Annotated in this window: 10 protein-coding genes and 3 tRNA genes; 9 read left to right on the top strand and 4 right to left on the bottom strand. The window is 49.8% G+C overall.

Annotation, left to right across the window (positions count from 1 at the left end; translation table 11 throughout):
* Positions 1 to 4: 4 nt before the first annotated feature.
* Positions 5 to 499, bottom strand: coding sequence for a peptidylprolyl isomerase (locus AB4876_RS17625; RefSeq protein WP_368383046.1), 495 nt, complete (start codon positions 497 to 499; stop codon positions 5 to 7).
* Between the two features lie 154 nt (positions 500 to 653).
* Between AB4876_RS17625 and AB4876_RS17620 the strand changes: the two genes are divergently transcribed.
* Positions 654 to 2,336 carry a glutamine--tRNA ligase/YqeY domain fusion protein gene (locus AB4876_RS17620; RefSeq protein ID WP_368383045.1) on the top strand — a complete coding sequence of 561 codons (1,683 nt, stop codon included), beginning with the start codon at positions 654 to 656 and terminating at the stop codon, positions 2,334 to 2,336.
* A gap of 170 nt (positions 2,337 to 2,506) precedes the next feature.
* Positions 2,507 to 3,910 (top strand): cysteine--tRNA ligase, encoded by a 1,404-nt coding sequence (gene cysS, locus AB4876_RS17615; protein WP_368383044.1) that lies wholly within the window; start codon positions 2,507 to 2,509, stop codon positions 3,908 to 3,910.
* 3 nt (positions 3,911 to 3,913) lie between these two features.
* Here cysS and AB4876_RS17610 read toward each other — a convergent pair whose 3' ends face one another.
* Genes AB4876_RS17610 through folD form a run of 3 tightly spaced genes read right to left on the bottom strand, consistent with a single transcriptional unit; the run spans position 3,914 to position 5,796 of the window.
* Positions 3,914 to 4,288 carry a VanZ family protein gene (locus tag AB4876_RS17610; RefSeq protein WP_368383043.1) on the bottom strand — a complete coding sequence of 125 codons (375 nt, stop codon included), beginning with the start codon at positions 4,286 to 4,288 and terminating at the stop codon, positions 3,914 to 3,916.
* Entirely contained in the window at positions 4,289 to 4,936 is a 648-nt protein-coding gene (locus AB4876_RS17605) for a lysophospholipid acyltransferase family protein (protein WP_368383042.1), read from the bottom strand. It abuts the gene before it with no gap.
* A 14-nt stretch (positions 4,937 to 4,950) separates the two neighbouring features.
* Positions 4,951 to 5,796 (bottom strand): bifunctional methylenetetrahydrofolate dehydrogenase/methenyltetrahydrofolate cyclohydrolase FolD, encoded by an 846-nt coding sequence (gene folD / locus AB4876_RS17600; RefSeq protein ID WP_368383041.1) that lies wholly within the window; start codon positions 5,794 to 5,796, stop codon positions 4,951 to 4,953.
* A gap of 169 nt (positions 5,797 to 5,965) precedes the next feature.
* Here folD and AB4876_RS17595 point away from each other — a divergent pair.
* From AB4876_RS17595 to AB4876_RS17565, 7 genes are all read left to right on the top strand, one after another.
* Positions 5,966 to 6,042: transfer RNA gene (locus AB4876_RS17595), tRNA-Pro, on the top strand.
* 28 nt (positions 6,043 to 6,070) lie between these two features.
* Positions 6,071 to 6,147: transfer RNA gene (locus AB4876_RS17590), tRNA-Arg, on the top strand.
* Between the two features lie 39 nt (positions 6,148 to 6,186).
* Positions 6,187 to 6,262: transfer RNA gene (locus AB4876_RS17585), tRNA-His, on the top strand.
* A 373-nt stretch (positions 6,263 to 6,635) separates the two neighbouring features.
* Positions 6,636 to 8,129 (top strand): OmpA family protein, encoded by a 1,494-nt coding sequence (locus tag AB4876_RS17580; RefSeq protein ID WP_368383040.1) that lies wholly within the window; start codon positions 6,636 to 6,638, stop codon positions 8,127 to 8,129.
* A 78-nt stretch (positions 8,130 to 8,207) separates the two neighbouring features.
* Positions 8,208 to 9,920, top strand: a complete 1,713-nt coding sequence (locus AB4876_RS17575; protein ID WP_368383039.1) for a ShlB/FhaC/HecB family hemolysin secretion/activation protein — start codon at positions 8,208 to 8,210, stop codon at positions 9,918 to 9,920.
* A 706-nt stretch (positions 9,921 to 10,626) separates the two neighbouring features.
* Positions 10,627 to 12,255, top strand: coding sequence for an OmpA family protein (locus tag AB4876_RS17570; RefSeq protein WP_368383038.1), 1,629 nt, complete (start codon positions 10,627 to 10,629; stop codon positions 12,253 to 12,255).
* A gap of 100 nt (positions 12,256 to 12,355) precedes the next feature.
* On the top strand, positions 12,356 to 14,062 hold the full coding sequence (locus tag AB4876_RS17565) for a ShlB/FhaC/HecB family hemolysin secretion/activation protein (RefSeq protein ID WP_368383037.1): 1,707 nt from the start codon (positions 12,356 to 12,358) through the stop codon (positions 14,060 to 14,062).
* Position 14,063: the final 1 nt, after the last annotated feature.

Here is a 14,063-nt window from a genome sequence, read left to right as displayed (position 1 = left end):
GGAATTAGTCTACCCAAACTGCTTTTTCAATGATGACGTCTTCCATTGGTACGTCTTGGTGTCCTGCTGCACTCCCCGTTTTTACGCCTTTGATTTTGTTAACCACGTCCATGCCGTCGGTTACTTTAGCGAACACGGCGTAGCCCCAGCCCTGCATGGTTTTGCTGCTGTGGTTAAGGAAGTCGTTGTTCTTGACGTTAATAAAGAACTGCGAGCTAGCTGAGTGTGGGTCTGAGGTGCGGGCCATAGACAAGGTGCCAACATCGTTCTTTAGGCCGTTGTCTGCTTCATTTTCAATCACGGCGCGGGTGGTCTTTTGCTTCATGCCGGGCTCGAAACCGCCGCCCTGCAACATAAAGCCGTCTATAACGCGGTGAAAAATAGTACCGTCATAGAAGCCGTCAACAACGTACTGTTTGAAATTCTCAGATGTCTTAGGAGCGTTTTCGAAGTCCAATTCAATGCTGATGTCGCCGAAATTCGTTTTGAAGATAATCATTTGCGCTGATCTCGCTTATAACCGGAAATTAAAGCCGCTATAATACGGCTTTTGGCCTCGCGGCGAAACCAGCCTAGCGAATTGGATATTGGGTCCGCTCGCGCCGAGCCCGAGGCCCGCCAAGCAGGCTAATGACGATTAACGGAATCATTCAATGACTGACAATGCAGTATCCGGCAATAATTTTCTCCGCAGTATTATTAAAGAAGATATTGCCAGCGGACGCTTAAGCGGCGAGCTGGTAACGCGATTCCCTCCAGAGCCCAACGGTTTTTTACATATTGGTCACGCCAAATCAATCTGCCTTAATTTTGGCTTGGCAGAGCAATTTGGCGGTCGCTGCCACTTGCGCTTTGACGACACCAATCCGGCCAAAGAAGAGCAGGCTTATATTGACGCGATACAAGAAGATATCCGCTGGTTGGGCTATGAGTGGTCCGGCCCGATTCGCTACGCCTCAGATTATTTCGACACTTTGTTTGAATACGCCCTGCATTTAATTAGCAATGGCGACGCTTACGTATGCGATTTAAGTGCCGATGAGGCTCGCGAATACCGCGGCACCTTAACTGAGGCGGGGCGTAATAGTCCTTTCCGTGAGCGCAGCCCAGAAGAAAACTTGGCTTTGTTTACCGCCATGCGCGACGGTGAATTTGACGAAGGTAGCCGCGTATTGCGGGCCAAAATAGACATGGCGGCGCCGAATATTAATTTGCGTGACCCGATTATTTACCGCATCCGCAAGGTTAGCCATCATCAGACTGGCGACAAATGGTGCATTTATCCAAATTATGATTTTACTCACGGCCAGTCCGACGCCCTAGAAGGCATCACTCACTCCATTTGCACCTTGGAGTTTGAAGATCACCGTCCTTTATACGAGTGGTTTCTTGCGAAACTGCCGGTGCCTGCGCAGCCTAAGCAGTACGAATTTGCGCGTTTAAACATCAATTACACCGTGACCAGCAAGCGCAAACTAAAAATGCTGGTAGACGAGAGCGTTGTTAATGGCTGGGACGATCCGCGGATGCCGACAATTGCCGGTATGCGTCGTCGTGGTTATACCGCCGCCGCGCTGCGCAATTTCTGCGATATGGTTGGCGTGGCGCGCAGTGAAGGGGTGGTCGATATGGCCATGCTGGAACACGCGATTCGCGACGACCTCGACAAAAATGCGCCGCGGGCCATGTGTGTAATGGATCCGCTGAAATTGGTCATTACCAATTACCCTGAAGAGAAGGTTGAGCAGCTTAGCGCTGCCGGTCACCCTAATCGCGATGATCTTGGCGAGCGCACCTTGCCCTTTAGTCGCGAGGTGTATATTGAGCGGGACGATTTCCGCGAAGAGGCAAATAAAAAATTCAAGCGCTTAGTCTTAGGTAAAAAAGTGCGCTTGCGCAGCGCTTATGTACTGCTCGCGGAGTCGGTTGTTAAAGACGCCGATGGTAATATCACCGAAGTGCACTGCAGCTACGACGAAGCTACCTTGGGTGAAGATCCCGCCGATGGCGTAAAACCAAAAGGCGTTATTCACTGGGTTTCGGCCAGCCACGGCAAGCAAGCCATTGTGCGTTTATACGACCGATTATTTACTCATGAAGCGCCGGACCGTGGCGGCGAAGAGTTCCTTAATCACGTTAATCCCAGTTCATTGACCGTGCTTGAAAATTGCTGGATCGAACCGGGCCTTGCCGATGCAGCTCCTGAGGCTCGATTCCAGTTTGAGCGCACCGGCTATTTTGTTGCCGATCGCCGCGAGCATAGTAGCGACAAACCGGTGTTTAATCGCGCCATCGCGCTGCGGGATACTTGGGGTAGTAAAGAGTCGAACGTCTGACAAGCGGTATGGTGCGCTAGCGGCTGGAGGGGAGGTGGGAGACGCAAAAATGTCTCGCAGTTCATGTCAGTTGTTCAGCTGGGAATAGCTACATTTAAAATTTTATGGCGGTATGGGGTTTGACGTTTGTTAGCGTCTTCCGTTTACCGTCCAGCATTAAGCGAATATTTATGACTATACAAATCTACAACACTCTCAGCCGCAGCAAGCAGGATTTAATCCCGCTTGAAGACGGTAAAATTAAAATGTATGTCTGCGGGATGACGGTATACGACTACTGCCATTTGGGGCATGCGCGGGTGTTGGTGGCCTTTGATGTGATTACGCGGTTTTTGCGTGCCAAGGGCTACGATGTAACTTACGTGCGTAATATCACTGATATAGACGATAAAATTTTGCGCCGGGCGACGGAGAATGGCGAGCCATACGAGGCGCTTACTGCGCGATTTATTGAGGCAATGCATGAGGACGCGGCGCGCTTAGATATTCTGCCGCCAGACCAAGAGCCCCGTGCAACCGCGCATATCGGCGATATTATTGCCATGATTACGCGCCTAATTGCTAGCGGTCACGCCTATCAGGCGAGTAATGGCGATGTTTATTACCGGGTAACTGCGTTTGCTGATTACGGTAAATTGTCGGGCAAAAAGCCCGATGAGCTGCTTTCTGGTGCGCGTATTGCGGTGGATGAAGCGAAGGATGATCCGCGCGATTTTGCACTGTGGAAAGCGGTAGATGACGACAGTGTGAGCTGGTCTTCGCCCTGGGGCAAAGGGCGCCCAGGCTGGCATATTGAGTGCTCGGCAATGTCGACGTGCTGCTTGGGCAATACCTTTGATATTCACGGCGGTGGCCCCGATTTAGTTTTTCCTCATCACGAAAACGAAATTGCTCAGTCGGAAGCGGCAACGGGCGTTCAGTATGCGCGGGCGTGGATGCATGCCGGCGCGGTGCGGGTCGACAATGAGAAAATGTCTAAATCATTGGGCAATTTTTTCACGATCCGTGAGATTTTAGATCGCTATCACACTGAAGTAGTACGCTATTTCTTGATCTCTAGTCACTACCGTAGCGCGATTAATTACTCTGAAGATAATTTGCAGATAGCGAAGCAGAATCTCGATCGTTTTTATCACGCCCTGAAAGGTTTGCCAGATGTCGCAATCTGTGATTATTCGGCGGTAGTGCTCGACAACGACTACGCGCAGCGCTTTGATGCGGCGATGCAAGATGATTTTAATGCGCCGGTCGCGCTGGCAGTGCTCTATGATATGGTGCGCGAACTAAATAGCGCAAAAGACAGTGGCGATAAAGCTCGCGCTGTAGTCCTAGGTGGGCAGCTAAAATCTTTGGCCTCTGTGTTAGGGATTTTGCAATTAGACGCAGATGCGTATTTGCAGGCTGGCAGTAGCGATCAGTTGGCGGCGGCGGAGATAGAGTCGTTGATTGCGGCGCGGGTGCAAGCTAAGCAAGATAAGCAATTTGCACGTGCTGATGAAATTAGAGACTCTCTTAAGGCGCAGGGCGTTATTTTAGAAGACAGTCGCGAGGGAACAACTTGGCGCCGAGAGTAATATTTAGCGCTGGCTATCGTTTTTTCTAAAACACTTAATGCTATAGAGCAGCCCCCATGCCAGTAAATAGCCTGCGGCAACGCCGAGGCTATTGGCAAAAACATCTTCCCATGAGGTTTGGCGTCCAGGCGATAAGCGCTGGGCGTACTCCATTACTACGCTATAAGCAATAATACCGGCGGCGGTGAGCAGTCGCCAGCGATGCCAGTGTGCAAGCGGGAAGGCCAGTACCATAAATAGCAGATAGGCGCTGAAGTGCTGAACCTTGTCCCAGATGCCAAAGCTTGGTGCAGTATTGGCGGGGAGTAGGGATAACACTGTTATAACAATGGCGTAGCTTATAAAGAGCAGGGCGCGATGCTTGCGGCTTAGTTGCATTCAGTGGTTACCGTAGTCGTCTGTTTGCAGAGCAGAAAGCCGTTTTTGCGCTGCGGCAAGGATTACCTCAATGTCGCTCTCGTCAGCGTAATCTTCCATTGGGAAGCGCTCGTAATTGAAGCTGACTTCGGCGAAGGGCTTGGGGAATTTTGATTTATCCCAAGACTTCTCTATTCGCCAGCCACTGTAGCTGGCGCGAATAAGGTAGAGGGGCAGCTTAGCTTTGCGGGCTAATATCACTGCGCCCTGCTTCATTTCGTGGCGAGGGCCCCGTGAACCATCTACCGCGAAGGCAATGGTTTTGCCCTTGCGCGCGGCTTTTAGCAACTGAAAAAAAGCATCCATGCCGCCACGGCTGCGGGAGCCGAGTGCCACTTCGTAACCATAGCGCTCCATAACCTTAGCAATCGAGTAGCCAAAGTGATTTTGCGAGGCGATTGCAGTGACGTCTTCATTGCGAAAATAGTGGATGAGCGGCATTAGCTCATCGTGGTATACCGCCATTACGCAGGGGCGCTCGATTTCCAACTGATTTTTAAAGCGCAGGGTGCTCATTACCCAGAAAAAAAGTTGCAGCACGCCACTTAGTAGGGCGCGCGCAATTTTTTGGGCCGGACCAATTTTCTTGGGGGGTTTAATGCGTCCCATAAGGCTTGTCCGGATTAGGCTAGGGCTTTTTCGCCGGAGTCGACACTTTGAAATATAAGTGTGTTGATTGTCATTGGGCCAACGCCACCTGGCACCGGTGTGTAGGCGCTGACTCTGTCGAGTAGTGGTGCTAGTTCAATGTCGCCAACGCCACCTGGGTGGTAGCCGGCGTCAACAACAACTGCGCCATCTTTAATCCACTCGGCTTTAATAAACTCGGGTTTGCCAACCGCGCCAACTAAGATGTCGGCTTGCTTAATCAGTGCTGGTAGGTTCTGGGTGCGGGAGTGGCAAATAGTGACTGTGGCGTTCGCCTCGAGCAGCATCATCGCCATGGGCTTGCCCAAAATAGCGCTACGGCCCACAACGACGGCGTGTTTGCCTTCGATGTCGATCTTGTAGTGTTCCAGTATGCGCATAATGCCTTTGGGAGTAGCGCAGCCGTAGGCGTCTTCGCCCATAGCCATGCGGCCAAAGCCCAAGCAGGTAACGCCATCCACATCTTTATGCAGAGCGATCGCATCAAAGCATGCGCGCTCGTCAATCTGCTCTGGCACTGGGTGTTGCAGTAGAATGCCGTGAATGTCAGGGTTGGCATTTAGTTCGGCAATTTTAGTTAATAGTTGCTCGGTGGTGGTTGAACTTGGCATCTCAACAGCTAACGAGTCCATGCCTACGCGGCGGCAGGCATTGCCTTTCATTTTTACATAGGTAGCAGAGGCGGGGTCGTCGCCCACCAGAATGGTCGCAAGTATTGGGGTTCTGCCGGCGGAGCTATTCTTGAGGGCAGTGACTCGTGCTGCCAGTTGTTCTTCCCAGCTTGCCGCCAGTGTTTTGCCATCTAAGATCAGAGCTGCCATTCGAAATAGTCTCGCAAAAAGGTGATTCAAATTAAGATGTTATTGTCGCATGGGCCGAAACGGCAGGCCAACAAATGAAATGAAATAATTTTCCTAAAAGCGTTGACGAAGGAAGGGCTGCTGCGTATTATGCCCACCTCCTGTAGCGAGGCATACGGGAAACGAAAAACGGGGTATAGCGCAGTCTGGTAGCGCGCCTGCTTTGGGAGCAGGATGTCGGGAGTTCGAATCTCTCTACCCCGACCATTTTTCGTATCTCAGTTAAGGCGATTTTGCGCCCGTAGCTCAGCTGGATAGAGCAACGGCCTTCTAAGCCGTCGGTCACAGGTTCGAATCCTGTCGGGCGCGCCATTTACAGGTTTGCAGTACCCTCTTAGTAGTACCCCAATGGTGGCCGTAGCTCAGTTGGTAGAGTCCAGGATTGTGATTCCTGTTGTCGCGGGTTCGAGCCCCGTCGGCCACCCCATTATTTTGTCATTTGCATCATCCTTCTGTAAGCCGCTGTTGTAAATTGCATTACATCTGCTCTTGGCACATTTTCTGTGTTTCTTTCTGATTGCAAGTTCCCCCAGTGCATAATTCACATATTTTGAGCTGATCTCACCTATTGCGTATTACTACACATAATTTATGATGTGCGCGTTTTGGCGGCAGTTATAACTGGCGGTGAGAGTCTTTAAAGCAGTGCGTTCGTCGCTGTAGTTTGTGTAATGTAATTTTCTTTTAAGGCACCAAGCAAGCGTTTAATTACGGGAGTTTGCGGTGCCTAGCGTTCTTGTCTGAGCGAAGCCCGTGGCCGATGTGCAGCGAGATTTTATTGTGATGGTTAGGAGTGTGGCATGAAGTCTTGTCCTAGGAATCTATCTGCTTTGCTGGTGTGCGCAGTGTTGCTGAGCCATGTGTTACTGCCGGTGAGTGCAGCGCGCGCGGATGCTTTAACGGATTTTTTAAATTCGCTGAGTGTATCGCAATTATTTAGTGAGTTTGGCAAGTCGGTAGGGACTGTTGGAGGCTCGGTGCTGGACCCGGTCGGCACTGGCGATAATGACTTTTTGGGGGTGGATGTACTGAACCCTGAAAACGATTTTGGCCTCACCGCAAACTCGGGCGAGGTGACGGGAACGGGCAATAAAACGGGCTCCGGCACTATGTTCCCCCTCGATGAGGCTGGCCTCTCGGAACAGGCAGACGAGCAAGGTTTGAGCTATGAGAGCGGCAGCGCGGATAAAATACGTGGAGTTGTGGGGCCTGAGGGTTCGGTAACTGGGCCGGCGGCCCAAGCGACAAAAGACAATTCTGGTATGGCGGCTGGTGAGCTGGGGTCAAGTTTAGCGCTACCCGGTTTAAATGATCAACCAGTTGGCGTCGCGGTGATGAGCGACGGCTCTGGCGGCAACGGCGATGCCGTCGGTGTTGCCATTTTGTCTGGTAGTAACTCAGGCAATGGCGGCAGCGCTGGTTTCGCGGTTTTGTCTGGCGATTCCTCGGGTAACGGTGATAGCGCTGGAGTAGCGATACTTAATGGTGCTAATTCTGGTAACTCCGGGCTGACGGGTGTGGCGGTGTTAAATGGTGCCAATTCAGGTAATTCGGGCACTGCGGCGATTGGGATATTAAATGGCGCTAATTCTGCTAACGGTGGTGTCATTGGCGCAGGGGTATTAAACGGTCCGGGTTCTGGTTCAGGCGGTTTGATCAGTCTGGCAGTGGCAAACGGTCCGCTTGGGCCTAATGGTGTAAACGGTGCAGCGGGAAATAACGGCAGTTGCTCTGCATCAGGTGGGGTCGGGTGTAGTGACGTGGGTGCGTTGGCGTTGTTAGATTCCTGTCCCGATGCTGATTTGGACGGCGTGTGCGACGATTTAGATGAGTGTTTGAATACGCCCGCCGACATGCCAGTGTTTCTCACCGGCTGTCATTTGTCCGAAGACGCACCGCTGGTATTGCGCGGAGTTAACTTTGAATTTGATAAGTGGGATTTAACTCCAGAATCACTGCCAATACTTGAACAAGCGGTTCGGGTTTTAAACGTGCAGCCTGAATTTTTGGTGGCTGTAGACGGACATACCGATGCCAAAGGTAGCGATGCCTACAATATTCGGCTGTCTTACCGTCGCGCTCAAACGGTTTATAACTATTTAATTGATGCTGGTATTAATGATAATCGCCTTGTTTTCCGTGGCTATGGTGAAAGTGTGCCAGTGGCGCCCAATGAAAATGACGATGGAAGCGATAATCCCGCTGGCCGTGCAGAAAACCGCCGCGTGGAGTTGAACGTCCTTCAGCCAGATGTGTTTGAAGCAGTGGAGGAAGAGAATTTGTCAGCGCGTTAAAGCTAGCAATGGCGCGTGTGGTTGCGCCCTTGACTGACTATTTCGCACCCCTGGGTTTTATTGTTTAGAGACGATGATATGGCAATTGATTTTCCTTCCGCGCTTCCCCCGCAGCAGGCCAGTGTTGAGCGGATTGCTGAGTGGGCTGGCAGCAGCGCTACTTACCACGGCCTGATTAATGGCTATCAGCTTCAAGTTTCTGGCGCGCATCATTTAAGCAGTGTCGAACTTGATAAAATATTTAAGGTTGCTAAAACGCCGTCGCAAGCCATTTTTTTAATGAGTTCTGCTGTGCAGCGTAAAGGCTATATGTTGGTTTCCATGCAATACGCCCCTGAAGGCAATAAAATTTATGTGCATGCGCTGCAATCGAAAATAGTGGGGCTTAAAGGTGGGGGAATCACTGCATATTTTGCTGATTTAAAAGGCGACGCTGATCTTAGCCGAGCAGAGTTTGATCGCGCTCGGGTGATGGCGAATGTGCGCAGTGAGCGCACCGGCGTTGATTACAGCGTGAGCTATCAAATCGACGAAAATAAACCAGAGAGCGCTGTTTTGGTGTTTGTTCGCGAAGCGAGTGAAGATCACGATCCAACTGATCTGATTTTGCAATTTGGTAACCAGGGTAGTCGTTACGTGGGCCGCTATTTCGGGGATGTCGGTGTCAGTCATAACTTCAATGACGGCAGTCGCGGGCTGCTAAGCTTAGAAACGGCCTTTACCGAGCTTGGAGAGTCGCGCGGTGGCGAGGACTATTACCGTTTGCAATTAGCTGCCGATCGGCCTTTTGCGCAAGGTTTGTATGGGGTTACCGCAAGCCATGTTGAGTACTCACAAGACTTAGGAAGTGACAGTACATCGACAACCACTACATCGGGTGCTGACCCGCTTTGCGATGTGTTGGGTATGCTTGGCTTGTGTAGTCCAAGCTCAACGACCACTACTAGCACTCGGAATATTGGTCTGGATGCTAATATTAATAGTTTTGGTGTAACTGGCGAGCAGGTCTTGGCCAGTGATTTAAGCTCGCGGTTTAACGTATTTGAGCGTCTTGAATATATTGATTCACAAATTGATGTTGGCGTGTTTGGGAATCTACAAGACGAAGCTTATGCGACCTTGGAGTTTGGTGGTAAATATTTCTCTGCTGATTTGAGTGGCCCTAAGGCCTTGCGGTGGTCTGTTCAGCTGTCGGCAAAAGCGGGTTTGACTGGCGATAGCGGTTCACTAGGGCGCTACGAGGAGTATAAAGCAGCGTATTTTACCAACAACCCGAGCGCAACGCTTGCACCGCAGGTTGTACCGAGTGCACGTACCTCTGAGTTTTTTACGGTGCTGCCTCGATTCACCGCGAAGTTGCCCATTCCCCAAGCTGGTGATGTACAACTAAACCTGATGGCCCAATTTTCCAGTGAGCAATTGCCTCAGCAGCAGCAGTGGGTGCTTGGCGGCATGAACTCGATGAGTGCCTATTTGCCTGGAGTCCTAGCTGGTGATTCAGGCTACTACGGTAAATTAGATTTTCAGCGCTCATATACCTTAGCTAATTTGGATTTAAAGCCCTCGGTATTTATTGAATACGGCGCTGCATGGTTTGAAAATGCTTCAGGTGTCGAGGGTGATACGCGCAGTATTCTTGATGCAGGTATAAAAGTTAATGCTGATCTAGGCGGGAATGTGCAATTAGATGGCGTATTTGCGCGAAGCATTGCTGATGACGGATTTGCTGACAAGGATGCATTGAGTGCATTTGAAACGGATTTTTATCTAGTCATTAAAAAAGTTTTTTGATTTTTCTCCCCGCAGAAAACTGGCTCACTTGGGTGTGCCAGTTTTTGTAACTAGTGTTCATTCCTAATTGTTGGCTGTCCGTAGTAGCTTCCTGTATTAAAGCCAGTTTTCTTTTTAAGCTCATTTATTGTTGTGTTGTGACTTCATGTGCTGGGTTAAATCACGTGTTTGATAAAACATAAAACAGCTATGTCACTAAATAAATTATTGAGAAATAGATAGGGGTCGACCCTTAAAATTGTGTGATTTTTATCACAAATATGATTTTTCTCGGTAAAAAACTTCTCAATTGTCTCGCGTCTTAACTCAAAGCGCTTACTATGCGCGAATCTAACATTGGTCTTGCATTAAGCAAAGTTATTGCCTCAATGTTGAAACATGGAAAGAACAATGATGTTCACATAGTGGTGAGAGTGTATTGCTGCATAGAAGGAATTTTCCGGTGGTTTTTGAATGCGAACCTGCGCAAAAATACGTTTTATCTCTTCTTTGTTGTCTAGCTAGGCAGTGCTTTATCTCTCGTGGAGCTAAAGGCTGTCGCGGGAATGTCTGTATACAAAAAGTGCTGTCCTTTGCTCCTGTCGGCAAAAGTTAGGTGACATTTTTCCTGATTTTTAAAAATTTACCCGGTATTTGTACCAGTATTTATACCGGTGTTTGGCATGTAGAAAATTCATTTATATTTCTTAACAAATGGAGTTGCCCCATGAAGTTTTTTTACAGACGACTGTCTGTTTTTCTCTGTGCCATTATGTTGATGGGCTCGCCATATGCGTCTGCAGACGCCTTAACTGAGCTGTTAAATAGTTTAGGGCTGAAGCAGCTATTCTCAGAAGTTGGGTCGACAGTTGGCACGGTTGGCGCATCGGTACTTGACCCGATTGGAACAGGCGACAATGATTTTCTCGGTGCCGATATTCTAAACCCGGAGAACGATCTTGGCTTGACAGTTATGTCTGGCGAGCTGGCTGGTTTCGGTAATAAAACGGGAACAGGGACCGATGTGCCGCTTGATGCGGTGGGCCTCTCGCAATTATTGAGTTCATTGGGCCTTACTTACGAAACGGGTTTTGCCGGAGAAATACGCAATGCAGTTGGTCCCGACGGAATGCTGACGGCAGAGGGGGTCAACTTACTGAATAGCATTACGCAGGAGCTTAGATTAGCCGGTTTGCCACAGGGTGAAGGCTTGGCTTTGGCTGGTTCTGATAGCGGTGGCCTGCTTGGCTTGTCGGTGCTTAACTCTGGCTCCGCCGGTAATGACGGCGCTATCGGCGTGGCAATTTTATCGGGCGCAAATTCGGGTAATGGCGAATATGCAGGTCTGTCAATTTTAAGTGGTGCCAATAGCGGTAATGCTAGCTCGCTTGGTGCAGCGATTTTGTCTGGTGATAATTCCGGCAATAGCGACGCCATTGCTGCTGGTGTTCTGTCTGGTGACAAGACCGGAAATGGCGGTAGTGCAGGAGTGGCCATTTTAAATGGTGCGAACTCGGGTAACGGTGATAGTGCTGGTGTTGCTATCTTAAATGGTGATAATTCGGGTAATTCTGATTTGGCCGCGGCGGCAGTTTTAAATGGCGCTAATTCGGGTAACTCCGGTACGGTGGCAATTGCGGCTATAAACGGTGAAAACGCTGGCAATGGCGGCGTCGTGGCGGTAGGAGCGTTAAATGGTCCAAGCTCCGGCTCCGGTGGTTTAATCGGTGTAGGCATAGCCAATGGTCTCGGTGCTAATAATGGCGAAAGTGGTGGTAATGACGGCAGTTGTGCTGGCTCGGGCGCTGTCGGTTGTTCAGATGCTTTGCAGTTAGCGATGTTGGATACCTGTAAAGATAGTGATGCTGACGGTGTTTGCGACGAGCGAGATGAGTGTCTAGATACCCCTGCAGATATGCCGGTATTTTTAACGGGCTGTCATTTAACAGACGACGCGCCACTGGTTTTGCGCGGCGTTAATTTTGAATTTGATAAATGGGATTTAACGCCAGAGTCCCATTCGATTCTTGAGCATGCAGTGAAGGTGTTGGCTGCGCAGCCAGAGGCATTAGTTGCAATAGATGGTCATACCGACGCGAAGGGCAGTGATGCCTACAATATGCGTTTATCCTATCGTCGTGCCAATACGGTTTACAATTACCTACTCGCTGCTGGTGTTGATGAAAGGCGCTTAGCATATCGCGGTTATGGCGAAGGCGTGCCGGTGGCTACTAATGAAAATGAGGACGGTAGCGACAATCCGCAAGGTCGCGCGGAAAATCGTCGCGTTGAATTAAATATTCTCGATGGCGAGACATTTGATTCTGTTAAGCAAGAGAATCGCGCTAATCCTTGACTCTGTAGTGCGGCACTGTATTCACGTGCCGTGCATGATTAGCGACTATTTTTAACAAGCAGTAACTACCGAATTTAAAATATATTAAGGGACTAGTGTTATGGCAATTGATTTCCCCTCGGCGCTACCGCCACAGTTAACGACGGTTGAGCAGATTGTTTCTACTGCAGCGGCGGGCGCGCCCTATACCGGGCTGGTGAACGGCTATGAATTACGTGTTAGCGGTAATCATTTTTTAAACGAAGAAGAGCTAGAGTCTATTTTTACTGCAGCAAAAACGCCCTCGCAAGCGATATTTTTGATGAACTCAATGGTGTTGCGTAAGGGGCACTTGTTGGTGCTAATGCAATACGCACCAGAGGGCAGTGTTGTGTATATTCACGCTGTGCAAGCGCGTCTAGCACAAGTAAAAGGCGCGGGTGTTGCCGAATTTTTTAAGGATTTAGAGGGCGATACTGATTTAACTCGCGGCGAATTTGAGCGCGCTCGCGTAATGGCAAATGTGAAAAGTCAGCGTGTTGGCGTGAATTATTCAGCCAGCTTCGAGGTGGATGAAAATCAGGCTGACTCGGTTGCGCTTGTATTTACGCCTGAGGCCATCGTTGATTACGACGCTACCGACGTGTTTGTGCAATTTGGTAACCAAGGTAGCCGCTATGTGGGCCGCTATTTTGGCGATATTGGTATGAATCATAATTTCAGCGATGGCAGCCGTATTGGCGTGGGCTATGAAACAGCATTTACCGATTTCGGTGAGTCTCGCGGTGGCGAAGATTACCACCGGATTCAGCTTACGGCTGACCGGCCGTTTACCTCGGGCTTATATGGCATTACCGTGAGTCATATTGAGTATGCACAGAATCTTGGTCGCACTGCAGGGGCGAGCACTATTACAAATAGTGGTTTGGTCTGTGATGTGCTGTCGGCACTGGATTTATGTAGCCCAGGCCTCGTCACTACCACTGGGCAAAGTCTTGATTTAGATGCGGATATTAATATTGTGGCATTGAGTGGCGAGCAGGTGTTGGCCAGTGATTTAGCCTATCGGTTTAATCTGTTTGAAAAATTCGAATACATCGACTCGCAGTTAGATGTTCCAGGTTTTGATAGCTTGCAGGATGAGAAGTATGGCACTTTGGAGTTTGGCGCAAAATATTTTGCGGCACAAAAAATCGGTGATACCAGCTTTCGCTGGTCAGCACAGTTATCTATAAAGGCCGGTGTGACCGGAGATAGTGGCACTCTCGGTAGCTACGAGCAGTTTAAGGCTGATTATTTTGTGGAAAACCCGAGTGCGACATCGGCTCCAGAGGTGACGCCGGCGGCGAGAACCGCGGAATTTGTAACGATACTGCCTAAAGTTGCGGCTAAATTACCGTTGTCTGAAAGCACTGAGTTAAACGCTAGCTTCTCGGCCCAACTTGCCAACGAACAATTGCCTCAGCAGCAACAGTGGGTGCTTGGCGGCATGAATACGTTGAGTGCGTATTTACCTGGCGTGATGTCGGGTGATTCAGGGCATTTTTCTGAACTAAATTTACAGCATACTTTGTTGATGGGCGGGTTCGACGTCAAGGCCCGGGTGTTTGTTGAATATGGCGTGGCGTGGTTTGAAAATGCGGGTGGTAGTGCAGGGGATGAGCGCAGTATAGTCGATGTGGGTGTTCGCGCCTCAAGTGAATTAGGCTGGGGAGTGACGGTAGATGCGGTTGTGGCGCGACCATTAATGGATGACGGGTTTGCGTCGTCGGCAGCCTTGGAACGCTTAGAGGCCGATTTCTACTTTGTACTTAAGAAGGTCTTTTAAG

Source organism: Zhongshania guokunii, assembly GCF_040892635.1.
Lineage (GTDB): Bacteria > Pseudomonadota > Gammaproteobacteria > Pseudomonadales > Spongiibacteraceae > Spongiibacter > Spongiibacter guokunii.
Note: the sequence above shows the minus strand (reverse complement) of the source record. Positions and strands in the feature narration are given on the sequence as shown.